Here is a 17,928-nt window from a genome sequence, read left to right as displayed (position 1 = left end):
CGGCACCACATGACACAGCGGCTCACGCCGAGCGGGCAACGCCCCGCGCGGCGGTCCCGCAGTGCCGCCCCCCGCCGCCCCGCGCTCGCCCGCGACCAGCGCGACCACGCAAGCCGCGACGGTGGCGACTCCGGTCGCTCCGCCAACCGGCCGGCCGCCGCCCGGCGGGCACCGGTGCGGCGCACCAGCGCCCCGCAGCCGCGCCGCTTCACCGGGCGGGCCACGGTGCTCCTCGTGGTGCTCATCGCGCTCGCGCTCGGCTACACGTACCCCGTGCGCGTGTACCTGACCCAGCAGTCCGACATCGCCCGCATGGAGGCCGCGCAGGACGCCCAGCGCCGGCGCATCGGCGAGCTGAGTGAGCGGGCCGCGCTGTGGCGCGACGAGGAGTACATCAAGATCCAGGCACGGAAGCGGTTTTACATGGTGTATCCGGGCGAGACGCCACTGGTGGTGCTCAGCGACCCCGAGGGCGCGGCGCGCGACGCCGGCATCGACCCCAACACGGGCAAGGGCGAAAGACCCGACCCCTGGTACGACACGCTCTGGTCGAGTATCCAGGCGGCCAACAACGCGGGGTCGCGGCCTTGACGGTACCCCCACCGGAGCGCGAACCGGCGACGGAGGCCGACCTCGCCGCGGTGGCCGCGCAGCTCGGAAGGACGCCGCGCGGCACGCGGGCGGTGGCCCACCGCTGCCCATGCGGCCTGCCTGATGTCGTCGAGACCACGCCGCGCCTCGCCGACGGCACGCCGTTCCCGACGCTCTTCTACCTGACCTGCCCGCGGGCGACAGCGGCGTGCTCCCGCCTGGAGTCCGCCGGCCTGATGAAAGAGATGGCCGAGCGGCTGGCCGCCGACCCGGAGCTGGCCGAGCGGTACCGTGCCGCGCACGAGGACTACCTCGCGCGGCGCGACAAGATCGGGCAGGTGCCGGAGATCGAGGGCATCTCCGCCGGAGGCATGCCCGGGCGGGTCAAGTGCCTGCACGTGCACCTGGCCCACGCGCTGGCCGTTGGCCCGGGCGTCAACCCGTTCGGAGACGAGACGGCCGAGCTCATCGCGCCATGGTGGTCGGACGGGCCATGCGTGACGTCGTGATCCGGCGCGCCCGCACGGCGGACGTGCGGCGCATTCGCGAGCTGATCGACATGTACACCGACGGGCGCCGGATGCTGAGCAAGGCCACCGTGACGCTGTACGAGGACGTGCAGGAGTTCTGGGTGGCGACCAGGGTCTCCGACGACCTGGTGGTGGGCTGCGGCGCGCTGCACGTGATGTGGGAAGACCTCGCCGAGATCCGCACGGTCGCGGTCGACCCGTCCTGTCGCGGCATGAAGATCGGCCAGCGGATCGTCTCCGAGCTGATCGGGGTGGCTCGCGACGTGGGCGTGTCCCGGGTGTTCGTGCTGACGTTCGAGACCGGCTTCTTCGGGTCGTTCGGCTTCAAAGAGATCGACGGTGCGCCGGTGCCGCATCCGGTGTACGAGCAGCTGCTGCGCTCGTACGACGAGGGTGTCGCCGAGTTCCTCGACCTGGAGCGGGTGAAACCGAACACGCTTGGTAACACCCGCATGCTGCTGCACTTGTAGGGTGGCGCGCATGAGGGTGGCGGCGATCGACTGCGGGACGAACTCCATCCGGCTCCTGATTGCTTCGCAAGGGCTTTCTGGTGAGCTCGCCGACGTCGTGCGGCGGATGGAGATCGTGCGGCTCGGCCAGGGCGTCGACCGGACGGGGCGGCTCGCGCCGGAGGCTCTGGAGCGCACTCGGGTCGCGCTGGCGTCGTACGCCGCGCAGATCGCCGAACTCGGGGTGTCGCGGGTGCGGATGGTCGCCACGTCGGCGACGCGTGACGCGTCCAACGCCGACGACTTCCGGGTCATGGTCAAGGAGACGCTCGGCGTCGAGCCCGAGGTCGTGACCGGCGACGAAGAGGCAAGGCTCTCGTTCACCGGGGCAGTACGCGGCCTGTCCGCCGAGGCGCCCTATCTCGTGGTCGACATCGGTGGCGGCTCGACGGAGTTCGTGGTCGGCTCGTCCACAGTAGACGCCGCGATCTCCGTGGACATCGGCTGCGTCCGGATGACCGAGCGGCACCTACACGCCAACCCGCCGACGCTCGCCGAGATCGAGGCCGCGACGGCCGACATCACGGCTGCGGTCGACCGGGCGCTCGCCGCGGTCGACGGCACGCGGGCGGCGACCCTGGTCGGGCTGGCCGGCTCCGTGACGACGGTGGCGGCGATCGCGTTGGGCCTGACCGAGTACCAGCCCGAGCGCATCCACCACGCCCGCGTCTCGCATGACGACGTGACCGCCGTGACCGCGCGGATGCTCGCCGCGACGACGGAGGAGCGGCTGGCGATCCCGGTCATGCACCCGGGCCGCGCCGACGTGATCGCGGCGGGCGCGCTGATCCTCCGCGTAATCATGGACCGCACCGCTCTACCGACGGTGATCGCGTCCGAACACGACATCCTGGACGGCATAGCCTGGTCCCTGGTCTAGCCGCCCGCGCCGCGCCCCCCTTCTACCGTCGATCAAGGGGCAACGCACGCGGTTTGATCTCATTTCCGCGTGCGTTTGCCCTTGATCAATGCGGTTTCCCTTGATCGGCGTCGAGGGAAGGCAGCGGCAATCGTGGGCACGGCCGGGGTGCGCGGGAGCTAGTGGGTGCGGCGGAGGTCTGCACGGGACTGCTCGCGAGGGTCGGACTCGTCTCTGGACCACCACCAGGCGTAGCTGATCGCGCCCGGCTGGGGGAGTTGCAGCACGATGCGGGCGACCAGCGGCCCCTCGTAGGCGGTGAACTCGCCCGGCCCGGTCTCGGTGAAGCGCACCACGCCCGGCAGCTCCAGGCAGGCCACATGTAACTCCAGCCGCCCGCCCTCGCCGGCGACTAGGACGGTGTGCTCGACGTGTTGGAGGCCGTTGCGGTCGTTGGTGGCCTCGTAGTCGAGGGTCACGGCGCGGCCGCGTACCACCGTCGCCACCGCCATCCGCGCGACGAACGGCCCGCTCTCTGGGCCGTCGCCGCGCCCCCGGTACACGCCCGTGGCGCTGGCGAGGCGCCCGAACACATCTTCCTTGGCCCGCACGGCCACACAGTATCCGGACACGCCTACTGCGCGCTTGACGGTACTTCGCAAATGCACACGACCCCTTCGCCGCCTGCGCGCCGCCGGGCTGATGAACGACGTCGTGGACTACGCCGAGCGGGTCCGGGCGGCGCTGGGCGACCTGCCCGGACGTCTATGTCTACGGCCAGAACGGCAACCTCCTCGACGGCGTCCGCATCTTCGACCACACCCATGCCCACCACAACGCCAACGCCCTCCGCCACTGGGTGACCACCGGCGGCTACTGGGGTGGCGGGGGTCGACCAGGACCGCTACGGTCGCGTCGGTCAACCGCTGAAAGAACCCTGGGAGAGGACCCAAAGTCGTGACGAACCAGCCACCCCAGTACCCGGCCGCTGCGCCACAACCGCAGCCATCGGGCCAGGGCTGGGGAGCGGCCCCGCCGCCTCCACCGCACACCGATGGCTTCGGCCCGGCCGGCGCGCCGTTGCCGCCGTCGCTCCAGCCGCCGAAAAAGGGTGGTGCCGGCAAGAAGATCCTCGGCATCGTCGTCGGCGTCGTCGTTGCGCTGGTCGTGGCAGGCGGCCTCGCGTTCGCGCGTGGTGCGCTTCAGGAGGACAAGACCGCCGAGGCCAAGCAGGGGGACTGCATCGCCGACCTGCCGGAGGTCAAGGAGGGCGAGGAGGCCGAGGCCCCCAACGCCAAGCCGGTGACGTGCGGCACGGCCGAGGCGAAGTACACCGTGGTCGGCCGGGTGGACAACCTGAGTGCCGCACAGGCCTCCTCGGACGAGGTGTGCCAGCCGTATGCGGCGGCGGGTGCGGAGATGATCTTCTACAGCATCCCGCCTGCGGGTAAGGGCTACGTGCTCTGCCTCAAGCCCACCTGATATACCGCAAAAACGGCGGCGCAGCGTACACCAGGCGACAACGAGGTGTACGCCACGCCGTCGTCTGCTTTCCCCCCGCGTGACGGCGTGACACGCTACCCGCACGCAACGACGCCACTGTGCGACCAGCCAACGATGACTGACCGACAGGAGGACGGCATATGGGGGAAATGGTTAGCTATCGCAGCAACGGAGGAACCAGCGAGGGCTACCTTGCCGTTCCGTCCTCGGGTAGCGACCAGACGGTCCCGGCCGTCGTCGTGATCCAGGAGTACTGGGGCCTCGTGCCCCACATCAAGGCGCTCGCCGACCGGTTCGCCGACGCTGGGTTCGTGGCGCTCGCTCCTGACCTCTACCACGGTCTGCACACGACCGAGCCGGACGAGGCGGGCAAGCTGCTCATGGGCCTCGCGATGGACCAGGCGGCCAAAGACATCGCCGGTGCCGCCGCATACCTGGCCGAGCGGCCGGAGGTCACCGGCAAGGTCGGCTCCGTCGGGTTCTGCGCGGGCGGCAGCCTGGCGCTGTGGTCGGCGACGCTGTCCGACCAGGTCGTGGCGGCGGTCGGCTTCTACCCGAAGCTGCCCTGGGAGCGCATGCGTCCGGAGTGGACCGGATACGCCGGCAAGTCGGCGGTGATCCACTGCTCCGAGGCGGACGGCACGTCGTCTCACGAGGGCGTGCAGGTCGCCCGGCGCTCGATCGAGGCGGCCGGCGGCACGTGTGTCCTCTATGACTACCCCGGCACCAAGCACGCGTTCTTCAACGACGACCGCCCCGAGGTCTTCGATCGGGATGCGGCCGCCAGCGCTTGGGCCCGCACCCTCGTTCACTTCCGTGCCAAGCTCCGCTGATCCGCGTACCGCTGAAGAAGTGGCCGCCCGCGCCGAGCAGGCGGTTGACCTGCCCGACCTCGACGGTGCCATTGCCTGTTGTTTCGCCTGCCCCCGGCTGGTCGCATGGCGGGAGGAGGTCGGGCGGGTCAAGCGGGCCTCGTTCCGCGACCAGGAGTACTGGGCGCGGCCGGTGCCCGGGTTGGGCGTGGCCGACGCGCGGCTTGCGATTCTGGGGCTCGCGCCGGCGGCACACGGTGGCAACCGCACCGGCCGCATCTTCACCGGTGACCGCTCCGGCGACGTGCTCTTCGCCGCGCTGCACCGGGCCGGTCTTGCCAACCAGCCGACGAGCGTGTGGCGCGACGACGGCTTGGCGCTGCGCGACACGCGGATTTTCGCGGCGGTGCGCTGCGCGCCACCAGACAACAAGCCCACGCCGGCGGAGCGCGACACCTGCGCGCCGTGGTTGCACCGCGAGCTTGAACTGATCAAGCCAGCGCTGCGGGTGGTGGTGGCGCTGGGCGCGTTCGCCTGGTCGGCGTGGTGGCCGGCGATGACCGCCGTGTACGGCGTCCGGTCACCGGTGCCGCGTCCCCCATTCGGGCACGGCGTGCGCTGGACGGGCGAGCAAACACCAACTGTGATGGGTTGTTACCACGTCAGTCAGCAGAACACCTTTACCGGAAGGCTCACACCCGCGATGCTGGACGAGGTGTTCGCTGAAGCGAAGTTACTAGCGGGGATCGACTGAAGGTGCCGGTACGGTTAGTGGTGCATCTGCTAGCCTGACATTTCGGACAAAACGCCAAAAATGGTTTTCGGGTTCTTGCGAAAATGGTGGCCCCTGGCCGGAGTCGCCGTTTTGCTCACGCTGGCCGCGCTGGCGGCTGCCCATTCCTCGGTGCGATTGGGCAGGGTCGAGTCGCCGGCCGGTCCGGCGCCGTCGCTGCCCGAGCCCGAACGCATCCAGGTCGACCGCACCGAAACGGCAGACCCGCTCGGCCAGGCACCGTCCGTCTCCGTGCCGCCCTGGCTCGTCAAGGTCGTCGTGGTCATCGGCATCCTGCTCCTGGCCGTACTCATCGGCATGATGGTCTGGGTACTGGCCCGCGACCTGGTGAAGAAGCGCCGCATGCGCGCGATGCCCGCGCGCCGGGAGCGGCCCGGTCAAACCAGCGCCCAAGACGTCGTCGCGGCGCTCGATGCCGGTCTGGTCGACCTCTCTGACGCCGACAGCGACCCGCGCCGGGCGGTCATCGCCTGCTGGCTGCGGCTGGAGCAGGCAGCCGGTGCCGCGGGCACCCCGCGGCAGCCCACCGACACGCCCACCGACCTGGTCACCCGGCTGCTCGCCGGCCACCACATCAGCGCCGACGTGCTGGCACACTTCGCCGACGTGTACCGGGAGGCCCGGTACGCCACGCACACCGTCGACGAGCGGATGCGCACCCAGGCCCGCGAGGCGCTTCAGCGGCTGCGCGCCGAGCTGACCGCGGGAGCCACCCATGAGTGACGCCAGCACCAGCATCGACGACCTGCTCCGCCACGACGACGAGCGACCGCCGAAACAGGAACGCGAGATCAGCGGCCTCGGCTGGTGGGTCCGCACCGCGTTCGTGGCAACTGGGCTCGCGGCGGTCGCGGTCTTCGCGTTCCGGCTGTTCGGATACAGCTTGTCGATCCCGCTCGCGGTCGCGACGTTCATGGCCCTGCTCGTCCTGCGACGCGCGGTCGCGCTGGTCGCGCCGCCGCCGGCCATCAAGGTGTACGCACGCCGGCCATCCGGCGAGGAGGATGGCAACTACAACTGGGCGGCCAGCGAAGACGGGCTGAACGCCGCGGTGCGCCGGTGGGAAAACCGGCTCGCCTGGGCCGACCGCGAGCCGGACCGGTTCATCCGTTCGCCGCAGCCCAAGCTGGCGCAGATCGTCGACGAGCGGCTCCGGCAACGGCACGGCTTCACGACCGCCAGCGACCCAACGCGCGCGCGGGCACTGCTCGGTGATCCACTATGGACGCTGCTCACCAAGTCGCCCAAGCGCACCCCCCATCCCCGCGACCTGACGGCAATCGTCTCGCACCTGGAGAAACTATGAAGGACGTCGAACCGGTACCGGTCTACGAGGTAGGCCGCCTCGCTCATGCCGTCCTCGACAAGGTAGGCACTGTCGTGGTCGGCAAGCGCGGCGCGCTGGAGTTGGTGCTGTCCGGCATCCTCGCCGGCGGCCACGTACTGCTCGAAGACCTGCCGGGTCTCGGCAAGACGCTGACCGCGCGGTCGTTCGCGCAGGCTCTCGGGCTGGACTTCCGGCGGCTCCAGTTCACCCCTGACCTGCTGCCCGCCGACGTCACCGGCTCGTTCCTGTACGACCAGCGCAGCGCCGACTTCACGTTCCGGGCCGGCCCGATCTTCACCAACCTGCTGCTGGCCGACGAGATCAACAGGACGCCGCCGAAGACCCAGGCCGCCCTGCTCGAAGCCATGCAGGAGAAGCAGGTCTCGGTCGAAGGCGTGACGTACCGGCTCGACGCACCCTTCCACGTGCTCGCCACAGCCAACCCGATCGAGTACGAGGGCACGTACCCGCTACCCGAGGCCCAGCTCGACCGGTTCATGCTGCGCGTCTCGTTCGGGTATCCGAACCAGGAGGAGGAGTGGGAGGTTCTCCGCCGCCGGATGTCCCGGCGCCAGGAAGAGGCCGACCTGGCGCCCGTGGTCGATCCCGGCACCCTCCGCGGCATGCAGGCGGCCTTGGAGAACATCGCCGTCGAAGACTCCATCGGGCGCTACATCGTCGAGCTGACCGCAGCCACCCGCGACCACGCCTCGGTGCTGGTCGGCGCGTCGCCGCGCGGCTCGCTCGCGCTGCTGCTGCTCTCCCGGGCGCGTGCCGCCCTCGCCGGGCGCGACTACGTGATCCCGGAAGACGTCAAAGACGTCGCCGCGCCCGCGCTGGCGCACCGGATCACCCTGCGGCCGGAGATGTGGTTGCGCCGGGTCGACCCGTCCTTCGTGGTGGCCGAGGTGCTGGAGAAGGTGTCCGCACCAGCCAGCGGTGCCATGCCCACGTACGCGGGCGGTGGCTACGGCACGCCCCCGTCGCCGCGCGGCAACCGGGTCACCCAGCCGCTCGAAGTCGGTCACCGCGACGGGCCGCCACCCGCATGAGTGTGACCGCTCTCCGGTCCGCAGTGCCGGTGGTCGAAGACGTCGCCGTCGACGCCGGACCCATCGGCCCCGACTGGGTGCCCACCAAGGCGCTCGGACGGGCGGTGCTGCTCACCGGCCTGCTGTTGATCGCCGGAGTGGTGCTGGGCCGCGTCGACCTGGTCGTCCTGGCGATCCCGTTCGCGCTGGGCACCGCCTTCGCGCTACGCCGCCGGCCCGGCGAGCGACCCCGAATCGCGATCGGAGCCGACGACACCCAGCTTGCCGAGGGCGACGACGTGTCTGCCGCGGTCATCGTCGGCAACCCGACGCCGGTGGCGTACGACGTCGTGGTGGTCCGCGCGCAGACGCCGCGCTGGCTGCGGATCGAGCGGGCCGACCGCCCGTACGTGCGCACCCTGGCCAGCGACGGCGTCGACGACATCGAGCTGGAGGGCCCGGCGGTGCGCTGGGGTCGCCACCGGCTCGGCCCGGCGGTCGCGCAGGCGGTGGCCTGCGACGGGCTGCTGGCGAGCCGGCCGTCGGTGGCCGATCCGTACGACGTCAAGGTGTACCCGGTCACCGAGCCCTTCGATGCCGACGAGGCGATGCCCCGCGCGGCGGGGCTCGTGGGCGGCCACCGGTCGCGGCGCCCGGGGGAGGGCGGCGAACTGGCCGGGGTACGCGTCTTCGCCCCCGGTGATCGGCTGCGCCGCATCGACTGGCGCGTGTCGCTGCGCGCCCGGCAGCTGCACGTGGCGGCCACCCTGTCCGACCGCGACGCCGAGGTCGTGCTGCTGCTCGACGTGCTCGCCGAGGCCGGGCGCTCAGGCGGCATCGCTGGCAGCGCGTCGGTGCTCGACACGACCGTCCGGGCGGCTGCCGCGATCTCCGAGCACTACCTGCACCGCGGCGACCGGGTCTCGCTGCTGGAGTACGGCACGTCCGCTCGGCGGCTGCGCCCCGCCACCGGCCGCCGGCAGTACCTGACCGTGCTGGAGTGGCTGCTCGACGTGCGCGCCGAGCCGTCGCCGTACGAGCCGTACGACCAGGTCTTCGGCCCGCACCTGCTCTCCTCGAACGCGCTCGTCGTGGTGCTGACCCCGCTGGTCGACGGGCGGTCGGCGGCCATGCTCGCCCGTCTGGCACGCGCCGGTCGCTTCGTCGTCGCGGTCGACACCCTGCCCACCGGGGCGATGCCGTCGCGGCGTAGCTCCTGGACCGACGTGGCGTACGGACTGTGGCGGCTGGAGCGCGACAACACGATCGGTCAGCTTCGCGAGCACGGGGTGCCGGTGGTGCCCTGGGCCGGGGCGGGCAGCCTCGACCTCGTGCTCCGTGACGTCGCCCGGCTGGCCTCCGCGCCGAAGGCGGTGCTCCGGTGAGCGCGAGGAGTGAGCTTCGGCGGCCTGGAGCCGAGCGAGGATGTCCGCCTGCGAGCCCCGTAGTCGCAACCGAAAGGAAGGCTCGGTGAACGCGGCGATCACGCAGGCCCTCACGCTCTTCAGCCGCATCACGTTCGCCCCGATGCTGGTGCGCGCCATGCTGCTCGGCTGCACCATGGCGGCGTTCGTGACCGCGTTCTCGCCGGAGATGCTGACCGGGTACATGCTCGGCATCCTGACCCTCCAGGCGGGCCTGGCGGCGGTGCTGCCGCGCAGCCCATGGGTAACGATCGCGGTGCTCATCGCGGTCGGCGGGTGGGGCGTCTCGACGATCTGGTACGACGAGCCGATCGAGCTGTGGCGGCTGGTGGGTCTCGCCACCTTCCTGTACCTGACGCACAGCCTCGCCGCGCTCGCGTCCGCGCTGCCATACGACGCCATCGTCGCGCCCGAGGTGCTTTTCCGGTGGATCTCCCGGGCGCTCGCCGTGACGCTCGCCTCAGCGGTTCTGGCCGTGCTCGTCCTGGGCGGGGTCGACAGGGCCGGCGACCGGCCCTTCCTCCTGGCGGCGCTCGCGGGCCTGGCGGTCGCCGTCGGCGCCTCGGCACTCCTGTCCTGGCTCCTGCGCCGCTCTTGATCACGGGGAGCGTCGCCCGGGTCACAGCCGTGCGGATCGATCGGGTGTGAGGGCGGTCTCAGGAGGAAGATAGAGGCCGTGAAACCGCAGCGGATTCTTGTGGTGGGGGCCGGCCATGTAGGGCTTTACGCGGCCCTGCGGCTGTCCGACAAGGTGCGCCGGCGCGAGGCCGAGGTCACGGTCGTCGATCCACAGCCGCACATGACGTACCAACCGTTCCTGCCGGAGGCGGCGGCGGGAAACATCTCTCCACGGCACTCCGTCGTGCCGTTGCGCCGCGAGCTGCGGCGCTGCCGCATCGTGTCCGGCGCGGTCACCCGGATCGAGCACGCGCGCAAGGTCGCGACCGTGCAGCCGATCATCGGTCCGGCCCGCGAGATCGAGTACGACCACATCGTGGTGGCGCCCGGCTCGGTCTCCCGCACCCTCCCGATCCCCGGCCTGCGCGAGCACGGCATCGGGTTCAAGACCATCGGTGAGGCCATCTACCTGCGCAACCACGTGCTCGACCGGCTCGACGTGGCCGCTGCCACGCGAGACACGGAGACCCGGCGACGCGCGCTGACGTTCGTCTTCGTCGGCGGCGGATACGCCGGCATCGAGGCGCTCGCCGAGATGGAAGACATGGCTCGGGACGCGCTCAAGTACTACCCCGAGCTCGAGCAGGGCGACATGCACTGGGTGCTCGTCGAGGCGACCCAGCGGGTGCTGCCCGAGGTCGACCGCGACATGGGTGCCTACACCGTGAAGCAGCTGATCAAGCGCGGGCTAGACATCCGGCTCGACACCCGGCTGGAGTCGTGCGTCGACGGTGTGGTGAAGCTCTCCGACGGCGACAGCTTCCCGGCCGACACGATCGTGTGGACCGCGGGCGTGAAGCCGTCGCCGATGCTCGACCACACCGACCTGCCACGTGACCCCCGCAGCCGGATCACCTGCCTGCCCACCCTCCAGGTGGTCGACGGTGACCGGGTGCTCGACGGTGCCTGGAGCGCGGGCGACTGCGCTGCGGTGCCCGATCTCACCGGGCCGCCGGGCACCTACTGCTCGCCGAGCGCGCAGCACGCGGTACGCCAGGCGGTGCGCCTGGCCGACAACATCCGCGACGTCATCCGGGGCAAGGCGCCGACGCCGTACAAGCACAAGCACGTCGGCAGCGTCGCCAGCCTGGGCCTGCACAAGGGCGTCGCCCAGGTGTACGGGATCAAGCTCACCGGTCCGCTCGCCTGGTTCATGCACCGGACGTACCACGTGAGCCGGATCCCGTCGTTCAACCGCAAGGTGCGCGTGGTGATCGACTGGACGCTGGCGTTCTTCCTCAAGCGCGAGGTCGTGGCGCTGGGGCAGCTCCACGACCCGCGTGAGGAGTTCACCGAGGTCACCCCGAAGGTGCCCGGCTAGACCTTCCAGATCCAGGCGTCGGCGACCTGCGTGCCCGGCCCGTACAGGGCATCGAGCGTGGCACGCAGGTCGTCGCGGTGGGGGGCGTCGACGAGTACGACGCACGAGGCGCCCCAGTGCGCGACGTCTTCCCGGGCCTCGCGGAGCTGGTCGGGGCCGATCGCGGGCACGCCGCCCTCCTTGGCCACCTTTTCCAGCAGCCGTGAGGTCGGCCGCTTGGCGATGCCCATGGACGCCTTGCCCCGCGAGCCGTACGGCCCGATGAAGAAGCCCTCGGGAAGGCCGAACTCGGCGTCTGCGGCCGCCGCCCAGCGCATCGCCCACGGCTGTGGCGGGGTCGGCAGAGGCACGGGCACGAGCACTCCACCGGGCTGGACGCACTCGCGCCAGTGTCCGCCCGCGATGAACTCCGGCAGCGCCGGACGGTCGGCCGTGGGCAGCGGCGCCGGGAAGATCGGCAGCAGCGCGGCGAGGATCACCCCTGGCACCACCAGGCGGGTGGTGCGGGAGGCATCACGCAACGCCTTGTCGATCGCCAGCACGAGCACCGTGGCGACCAGCGGCAGCAGCGCCAAGGCGAACCGCATGGGCAGCGCGCCGTCGACGACGGGCAGCCCGACCAGGACCGAGTAGGGACCGTGGATGTCGCTGCGCTTGCCGTTGAGCACGATGTCGGGCCCGAGCGACAGCCACGCCATCAGCACACCGGCGACCGTGCACGCGATGACCAGCGGCCGGCGGATCTGCCAGACCACGTAAACGACGGTGACCAGCAGCAGCGGCCAGCCCAGGAACGTGTTGTATTCCGCCGCGCCCGTCGACAGCTTCTTCGAGGCCTCGGAGCCCGCGATGGACAGCGGCGAAATGGCCGTCCAACTGGCCAGGTCGGCCGAGAAGTAGTGTGGGCTGAACACGCCGTTGGGCACGCTCTGCGGCCCGGCGAACTGGAACCACAGCGGGTACGCCAGCAGTACGACCGCGGTGCCGGCGGTCACCCCGAGCCCGCGGAGGAAGCCGGGCGCCACCCGCTTGGCCCACTGGCGGCGCGTGAAGGCGTACGCGATGGCCATGATCGCGAGGGTGAAGGCCGTCAGGAAGAGCACCTCTTCGCCGATGAAGACCTGGACGGCGACCGTCACCGCGAGCCATAGGCCCGACGTGATCACCTTTCGCCGGCTCGCGATGTCGTCTTCCGGATCGGCCGCCCGTGCCATCCGGACCACTAGCCAGACCATGACCGGCACCAGCCACTGGGCGGTCATGTGGAGGTGGCTGTTGTTCTGCGAGATGATGCCCGGCCCGAAGCCGCACAGCCCGCCGCCGACCGCCGCGGCGAACCGCCGGGCGCCCAGCACCCGGGTGTAGAGGAAGTACCAGGCGACGGCGGTGCCCGCCAGGTTGCCGGCAGCGATGAGCGCGAAGGTCACGGGCACGCCGAAGATCAACGTGACTGGTGTGAAGAGCGTGCCCAGCGCGATCACTGTGGTGTTGGCGAGCAGGTTGACGCCGTCCGGGGCGTTCAGCCGGTCGGTCAGCAGGCTCAGGTCGCCGAAGAAGAACTTGGTGTCGGCGGCCAGGAACCACTCGTACAGCACCTGGTCTTCGGGGTTGAGGGCCATGACCCGGCTCCCGGGGTCGGGCCAGAGCCCGTGCGTGACCCAGCCCGCGAGCGCGAGGAACACCAGGCAGACCAGCGCGTCTGGCGCGTACGGCCGGGCCCACGCCGCGAGCCGGGTGCGTCTCGGCGGCGCGCCGTGTGCCGTGTCGTTGGCGGTGCTGGCCGAGGTCTCGATGGTGGCCTCGCCGGTGTTGGAGTGAGCGGCGCGGGCAGTGCTGGTCACGGCCTTGACCCTAGTGCCGATGGCCCGTCCAGGTGCGCCCTGGTGGGCATCCACCCGCTACCGTGGCATCTGCGCGCAGGTCGCGCCCCTGCCCGGGTGGTGGAAAGGCAGACACGGCCGCCTTAAAAGCGGCTGCCGAGAGGCATGCGGGTTCGAATCCCGCCCCGGGCACGATCCCCCCACAGCCCGCGCACACAACTTCGCTCCGGCCAATTACCCTTGATGCGCACGGTCATGTGATCTGACCATGCTCAACCCTTCGAGGGAGGCTTGACGTGAAGACTTCCAACCCGGTGCTAAGCCGGCTCGGCCAGGCGGCGGAGCGGGAGCGGGCCGCCGGGTACGCCCCTGCCGGTCAATACGGCGCCCCCAGCTACGGCGAGCCGTATCCGACCGCCGCCGGCTACCCGGCTGCGCCACCCACTACGCAGCCCATGACCATCGACGATGTCGTCGTCAAGACCGTGACGCTGCTGGCCATCGTCGGTGCCTCCGCCGCGGCGGCCTGGGTGCTCGTGCCGGACTCGCTCACGGGTGCGGCCTGGATCGGTGCGGCGCTCGTCGGCCTCGTCCTCGGTCTGGTCATCTCGTTCTCCCGGATGGCCAACCCGGCGCTCGTGGTGACGTATGCCGTCATCGAGGGCGTCTTCGTCGGCATGGTCAGCAAGTTTTTCGAGGTCGTCGCCGGCTACCAGGGCATCGTCCTCCAAGCCGTCGTGGCCACGTTTGGCCTGTTCTTCGTGATGGCGATGCTCTACAAGGCCCGGGTCATCCGGGCCACGCCGAAGTTCGTCCGTGGCATGATCGCGGTGATGGCGGGCCTGTTCGCCGTCATGCTCATCAATTTCGTGCTGGCCATCTTCGGCTTCAACACCGGCCTGCGTGACAACGGCCTGCTCGGCATCGGGTTCAGCCTCGTCTGCATCGTCGTCGCCTCGCTGAGCTTCGTGCTGGCCTTCGCCGCGGTCGAGGAGGGCGTCCGGCTCGGCCTGCCACAGCGGTACTCGTGGACGGCCGCATTCGGCATCCTGGTGAGCCTCATCTGGCTGTACGTCGAGATGCTGCGCTTGCTGAGCTACTTCCAGGGCGACGACTGACGCTCGCCCCGTTCCAGCGCTGGACGCCCGCTCCCGGTCCCGGGGGCGGGCGTTCCGCTGATTAGGCTGCGTGGCGATGAGCGCACAGGAGTTGAGCCAGGCGGTCGAACGGCTGAGCCGGCACGTGGGGCACTGGGAGGCGCCGCGCTGGGGCGTCGTGGCGTTCGCCGCCGAGGGCACCCGCGCCGAGGTGGTGCACGGTCTCGTCCAGCGGATGGCCGATCGCGCCGCCGACGCCGAGGGCCAGCCCCGCAGGCAGGTGCCCCGCCTGAGCGTGGACACCAGCCTCCTCGACCAGCTGCGTGTGGTGTCCGCAGACCTGCTGGCGGCGTCGCCAGCCGACGATGTGCTGGCGACCGCCGCCGATGACGTGCGGAGCGTCCAGAGCGCGTTATAGGCGCTCGACGATCATGGCCATGCCCTGGCCACCGCCGACGCACATGGTCTCCAGACCGACCGCCTTGTCATGCCAGTCGAGCGCGTTGAGCAGCGTGCCGGTGATCCGGGCGCCGGTCATGCCGAACGGGTGACCGACGGCGATCGCGCCGCCCATCACGTTCAGCTTCTCGACCGGGATGGAAAGGTCGCGGTACGACGGGATGACCTGGGCGGCGAACGCCTCGTTGATCTCCACCAGGTCGACGTCGTCGATGGTCATGCCGGCCCGCTTGAGAGCCTGGCGGGACGCCTCGACCGGGCCAAGTCCCATGATCTCGGGGGAGAGTGCGGTCACGCCGGTCGAAACGACCCGGGCCAGCGGCGTGATGCCCAGCTCCCGGGCGCGGGTGTCACTCATGATCACCACGGCGGCGGCGCCGTCGTTGAGGGGACAGCAGTTGCCGGCGGTGATCGTGCCGTCGGGCCGGAAGACCGGCTTCAACCCGGCCACGCCCTCCATCGTGACGCCGGGGCGCGGGCCGTCGTCGGTGCTGACCACCTCGCCGGACGGCACGGTCACCGGGGTGATCTCACGGGCCCAGAAGCCGTCGGCGATCGCCTTCTCAGCGTTGTTCTGGCTGCGTACCCCAAACTCGTCCATGTCTTCCCGGGTCACCCCGTAGACCTGAGCGAGGTTCTCGGCGGTCTGGCCCATCGCCAGGTAGATGTCTGGCAGCTCACCGTCGGCGCGCGGGTCGTGCCACACGTCGGCGCCGCCCTTCGCCCGCTCGGCGGAACGCTCACTGGCAGCGGCGAACCGCGGGTTTTCCCAGCTGCCGCCCACGGCTGCCTGCGCCTCCGGCGGCAGCCCATCGGAGCTGCCCCGGGCGTACCGGGACACGCACTCCACACCCGCCGAGACGAAGACGTCACCCTCGCCCGCCTTGATCGCGTGGAACGCCATGCGGGTGGTCTGGAGCGACGACGCGCAGTACCGCGTGACCGTGGCGGCTGGCAGCTTGTCGAGGCCGAGCAGGGTGGCGACCACCCGACCCATGTTGAAGCCCTGCTCGCCGCCGGGCAGTCCACAGCCCAGGTACAGGTCGTCGATCTCGGCGGTGTCGAGCTGCGGCACCTTGTCGAGCGCCGCCCGCACGATGGTGGCGGCCAGGTCGTCGGGGCGTACCTCACGCAGCGAGCCCTTGTGGGCCCGGCCGATGGGAGACCGGGCGGTGGCGACGATGACGGCTTCAGGCATACGGGTGACTGTACTCGCTAGTAACGTCGGTGTCGGTAAGCAACCCGTGGCGACTAGCGACGGTGAACGACCTGAATTCCGGTAACCTCGGTGTCGGTAAGCAACCCGTGGCGACTAGCGACGGTGAACGACCTGAATTCCGGTTCGGTTCACTTAGCGGGAAGTCGGGACCGCTGCCCTGATCACAGCGGGTAGCAGGGCGTGCGCCCACACCCGGTAGCCGTCGGCGGACGGGTGGAAGCCGTCGTAGCAGAGCGTGCCCGCGTCGGCCCGGAAGACCGCACCCGTCTCAGCGGCCAGGTCGACCACCGTGCCGCCCGCGGAGAGCACGGCACGGGTCTGTGCCCGCGCCATCCGCCGGCCAAGCCAGCCCACCACCTGGCGCAGCGGCGGGGCCACGGCCCGCACCGCGCCCAGGTCGGGGCAGGTGCCCACCACCACCTCGACCCCGGCGTCCCGCAGGCGCCGGACCGCCGCGCCCAGGTATGCCGCGGCCTCTGACGGCCGCCGCGCGCTGGTGGCGTCGTTTGCCCCGATCAGGACGACCGCGACGTCGGGCCGCTCGCCCAGCAGCGCCCGGGCCACCTGGGTCGCCAGGTCGGTCGACCGGGAGCCGGACACGCCGACGCAGGAGAGCTGGACGTGCCGCGGTGACAGGCCCGCCGTGCCGTCCGCCAGCATCTGCGCGAGCTGGCCGCCGATCGTGTCGGCGAGCCGCTCCACCCCGACGCCGAGCGCCGACGAGTCGCCGAGCAGCACCAGACGCAGCGGCGGCGCGCTCACGGGCCCCATCGTGGTGCGCAGCGCCAGGTTCATCTCCGGCTTCGCGTACCGCCGGTTGCGGGCCACGATCGCCTCTGTGGCCAGCACCGCGGCGCCGCCCATCGTGCCGGCGACGAACGTGAGCACCGCGGCTTTGCCAGCGTGCCGGGCCCACCTCATGCGCGTCACCTCACACCTGTCGCTGCGTTTCACCCAAGGGTACGGCGGCATCGAGCGAAGTCTGGGGCTCGGTGAACCACCGCGTGTGCCGGCGCAGCTCAGCCCAGCGTCCGGCCGGCCCGCGGTCGCGCCCGGCCACCTGTGCACCGGTGACCTCGGTGCCGGCGCGCTTGGCCGCCTCCTGGGCCGCTTGCGGAAGCGAGCGAACGCCCTCGGCTTGGCTGAGCGCCCGCGTCTCGCCGGCCCCCAATGCGGCCAGCGCGGTCGGCAGGAGCGCCGCGACGGCCACCGCGTAACCGTCGGCCGACGGGTGGAACCTGTCCCAGGCGAACATCCGCGTCGGCTCCGCCCTGAAACGGGGCCCGAGCAGGTCGGCGAGCGACACCGTGCGGCCGCCGGCCTCCACCACCGCCACGGTCTGCGCCCTCGCCAGCTGGCGGCTCCAGTGCCTGGCCAGCCACCGCAGCGGCGGCTTGATCGGCTGGATCGTGCTCAGGTCGGGACACGTGCCCACCACCACCTCCACGCCGGCGGCCCGCAGATCGCGTACCGCGTTGACGAGGTGACGCACAGCGATGGTGAACGACGAGCGGTGGGTCACATCGTTGCCGCCGATCAGGATGATCGCCAGGTCGGGCTTTACCTCCAGCGCGGCCTCGACCTGCGGCGCGAGGCCGGCGGAGGTCGCGCCGACCACCGCGAAGCGGTGCAGGCGCACCGGCCGGCGCAGCCGGCGGGAGATCGCCATCGCGAGCAGCACGCCCGGCGTCTCCCGGGACCGGTGCACGCCGTAGCCGGCGGCCGACGAGTCGCCCAGCACGACCAGCGAGACCGGCGGGCCCGGCAACCTGCCGCCGTAGAGCCCGTCGCCGCGCGGCGGCGGCGCCTCCGCCATCGGAATGGTCCGGCGCGTCCGCTGGGCCTGCGCCGCGAGCACCCCCAACACGCTTCCCGTAGCCGCCGCGGCCACCCCCGCGCCGACCGCCATCGCCTTCGCGACCCGCCAACCGGTCCGACTCATCTGTGCCCCCCTG

19 protein-coding genes, 1 tRNA gene and 1 pseudogene are annotated in these 17,928 nt (G+C 71.2%); 16 read left to right on the top strand and 5 right to left on the bottom strand.

Translation table 11 applies throughout. The features are described 5' to 3' along the window. Positions 1-9: 9 nt before the first annotated feature. Genes V6V89_RS18065 through V6V89_RS18050 form a run of 4 tightly spaced genes read left to right on the top strand, consistent with a single transcriptional unit; the run spans position 10 to position 2,510 of the window. Complete coding sequence (locus tag V6V89_RS18065; protein WP_334620305.1) at positions 10-591, top strand: FtsB family cell division protein; 582 nt, start codon at positions 10-12, stop codon at positions 589-591. Beyond that, on the top strand, positions 546-1,100 hold the full coding sequence (locus V6V89_RS18060; RefSeq protein WP_334620320.1) for a DUF501 domain-containing protein: 555 nt from the start codon (positions 546-548) through the stop codon (positions 1,098-1,100). Before V6V89_RS18065 ends, V6V89_RS18060 begins: the two co-directional genes overlap by 46 nt. Then, on the top strand, positions 1,085-1,591 hold the full coding sequence (locus V6V89_RS18055) for an amino-acid N-acetyltransferase (protein WP_334620304.1): 507 nt from the start codon (positions 1,085-1,087) through the stop codon (positions 1,589-1,591). Before V6V89_RS18060 ends, V6V89_RS18055 begins: the two co-directional genes overlap by 16 nt. 16 nt (positions 1,592-1,607) lie before the next feature. After that, positions 1,608-2,510 carry a Ppx/GppA phosphatase family protein gene (locus tag V6V89_RS18050; protein WP_334620319.1) on the top strand — a complete coding sequence of 301 codons (903 nt, stop codon included), beginning with the start codon at positions 1,608-1,610 and terminating at the stop codon, positions 2,508-2,510. A 158-nt stretch (positions 2,511-2,668) separates the two neighbouring features. On the opposite strand, the gene V6V89_RS18045 is transcribed toward V6V89_RS18050, so the two are convergent. Further along, positions 2,669-3,100: a hypothetical protein gene (locus V6V89_RS18045; RefSeq protein ID WP_334620303.1), complete on the bottom strand. Its 432-nt coding sequence runs from the start codon at positions 3,098-3,100 to the stop codon at positions 2,669-2,671. A gap of 346 nt (positions 3,101-3,446) precedes the next feature. Between V6V89_RS18045 and V6V89_RS18040 the strand changes: the two genes are divergently transcribed. From V6V89_RS18040 to V6V89_RS18000, 9 genes and pseudogenes are all read left to right on the top strand, one after another. Then, a complete protein-coding gene (locus V6V89_RS18040; protein WP_334620302.1) occupies positions 3,447-3,971 on the top strand; it encodes an LppU/SCO3897 family protein in 525 nt (174 codons plus the stop codon). 161 nt (positions 3,972-4,132) lie between these two features. Further along, positions 4,133-4,825: a dienelactone hydrolase family protein gene (locus V6V89_RS18035; protein WP_334620301.1), complete on the top strand. Its 693-nt coding sequence runs from the start codon at positions 4,133-4,135 to the stop codon at positions 4,823-4,825. 19 nt (positions 4,826-4,844) lie between these two features. Further along, entirely contained in the window at positions 4,845-5,558 is a 714-nt protein-coding gene (locus V6V89_RS18030; RefSeq protein ID WP_334620300.1) for a uracil-DNA glycosylase, read from the top strand. 60 nt (positions 5,559-5,618) lie between these two features. Then, a complete protein-coding gene (locus V6V89_RS18025) occupies positions 5,619-6,320 on the top strand; it encodes a DUF4129 domain-containing protein (RefSeq protein WP_334620299.1) in 702 nt (233 codons plus the stop codon). Next, a complete protein-coding gene (locus tag V6V89_RS18020) occupies positions 6,313-6,903 on the top strand; it encodes a hypothetical protein (RefSeq protein ID WP_334620298.1) in 591 nt (196 codons plus the stop codon). Before V6V89_RS18025 ends, V6V89_RS18020 begins: the two co-directional genes overlap by 8 nt. Next, positions 6,900-7,889 (top strand): annotated as a pseudogene (locus V6V89_RS18015) (AAA family ATPase); the annotation flags it as partial. The gene V6V89_RS18020 and the pseudogene V6V89_RS18015, both read left to right, overlap by 4 nt. A 110-nt stretch (positions 7,890-7,999) precedes the next feature. Next, positions 8,000-9,340 (top strand): DUF58 domain-containing protein, encoded by a 1,341-nt coding sequence (locus tag V6V89_RS18010; RefSeq protein ID WP_334620318.1) that lies wholly within the window; start codon positions 8,000-8,002, stop codon positions 9,338-9,340. An 85-nt stretch (positions 9,341-9,425) separates the two neighbouring features. Beyond that, on the top strand, positions 9,426-9,977 hold the full coding sequence (locus V6V89_RS18005; RefSeq protein ID WP_334620297.1) for a hypothetical protein: 552 nt from the start codon (positions 9,426-9,428) through the stop codon (positions 9,975-9,977). 78 nt (positions 9,978-10,055) lie between these two features. Beyond that, positions 10,056-11,378 (top strand): NAD(P)/FAD-dependent oxidoreductase, encoded by a 1,323-nt coding sequence (locus V6V89_RS18000; protein WP_334620296.1) that lies wholly within the window; start codon positions 10,056-10,058, stop codon positions 11,376-11,378. Here the strand turns inward: V6V89_RS18000 and V6V89_RS17995 are convergent. Beyond that, entirely contained in the window at positions 11,375-13,219 is a 1,845-nt protein-coding gene (locus tag V6V89_RS17995; RefSeq protein WP_334620295.1) for a hypothetical protein, read from the bottom strand. The genes V6V89_RS18000 and V6V89_RS17995 overlap by 4 nt on opposite strands. A 90-nt stretch (positions 13,220-13,309) precedes the next feature. On the opposite strand from V6V89_RS17995, the gene V6V89_RS17990 reads away from it, so the two are divergent. The 3 genes from V6V89_RS17990 to V6V89_RS17980 all read left to right on the top strand — a co-directional run bounded on the left by V6V89_RS17990 (position 13,310) and on the right by V6V89_RS17980 (position 14,713). Then, positions 13,310-13,390 (top strand) — tRNA-Leu (locus tag V6V89_RS17990). Between the two features lie 104 nt (positions 13,391-13,494). After that, a complete protein-coding gene (locus V6V89_RS17985; protein ID WP_334620294.1) occupies positions 13,495-14,316 on the top strand; it encodes a Bax inhibitor-1/YccA family protein in 822 nt (273 codons plus the stop codon). A gap of 76 nt (positions 14,317-14,392) precedes the next feature. Next, positions 14,393-14,713 carry a hypothetical protein gene (locus V6V89_RS17980; RefSeq protein WP_334620293.1) on the top strand — a complete coding sequence of 107 codons (321 nt, stop codon included), beginning with the start codon at positions 14,393-14,395 and terminating at the stop codon, positions 14,711-14,713. On the opposite strand, the gene V6V89_RS17975 is transcribed toward V6V89_RS17980, so the two are convergent. From V6V89_RS17975 to V6V89_RS17965, 3 genes are all read right to left on the bottom strand, one after another. Further along, positions 14,708-15,952, bottom strand: coding sequence for an acetyl-CoA C-acetyltransferase (locus V6V89_RS17975; RefSeq protein ID WP_334620292.1), 1,245 nt, complete (start codon positions 15,950-15,952; stop codon positions 14,708-14,710). The genes V6V89_RS17980 and V6V89_RS17975 overlap by 6 nt on opposite strands. Before the next feature lie 153 nt (positions 15,953-16,105). Next, positions 16,106-16,894 carry an SGNH/GDSL hydrolase family protein gene (locus V6V89_RS17970; RefSeq protein WP_334620291.1) on the bottom strand — a complete coding sequence of 263 codons (789 nt, stop codon included), beginning with the start codon at positions 16,892-16,894 and terminating at the stop codon, positions 16,106-16,108. A 10-nt stretch (positions 16,895-16,904) separates the two neighbouring features. After that, positions 16,905-17,915: an SGNH/GDSL hydrolase family protein gene (locus V6V89_RS17965; RefSeq protein WP_334620290.1), complete on the bottom strand. Its 1,011-nt coding sequence runs from the start codon at positions 17,913-17,915 to the stop codon at positions 16,905-16,907. Between the last annotated feature and the right edge of the window lie 13 nt (positions 17,916-17,928).

It is taken from the genome of Micromonospora sp. CPCC 206061, assembly GCF_036906915.1.
GTDB lineage: Bacteria > Actinomycetota > Actinomycetes > Mycobacteriales > Micromonosporaceae > Phytohabitans.
The sequence above is the reverse complement of the archived record's forward strand: the minus strand, read 5'-3'. Positions and strand labels throughout refer to the sequence as shown.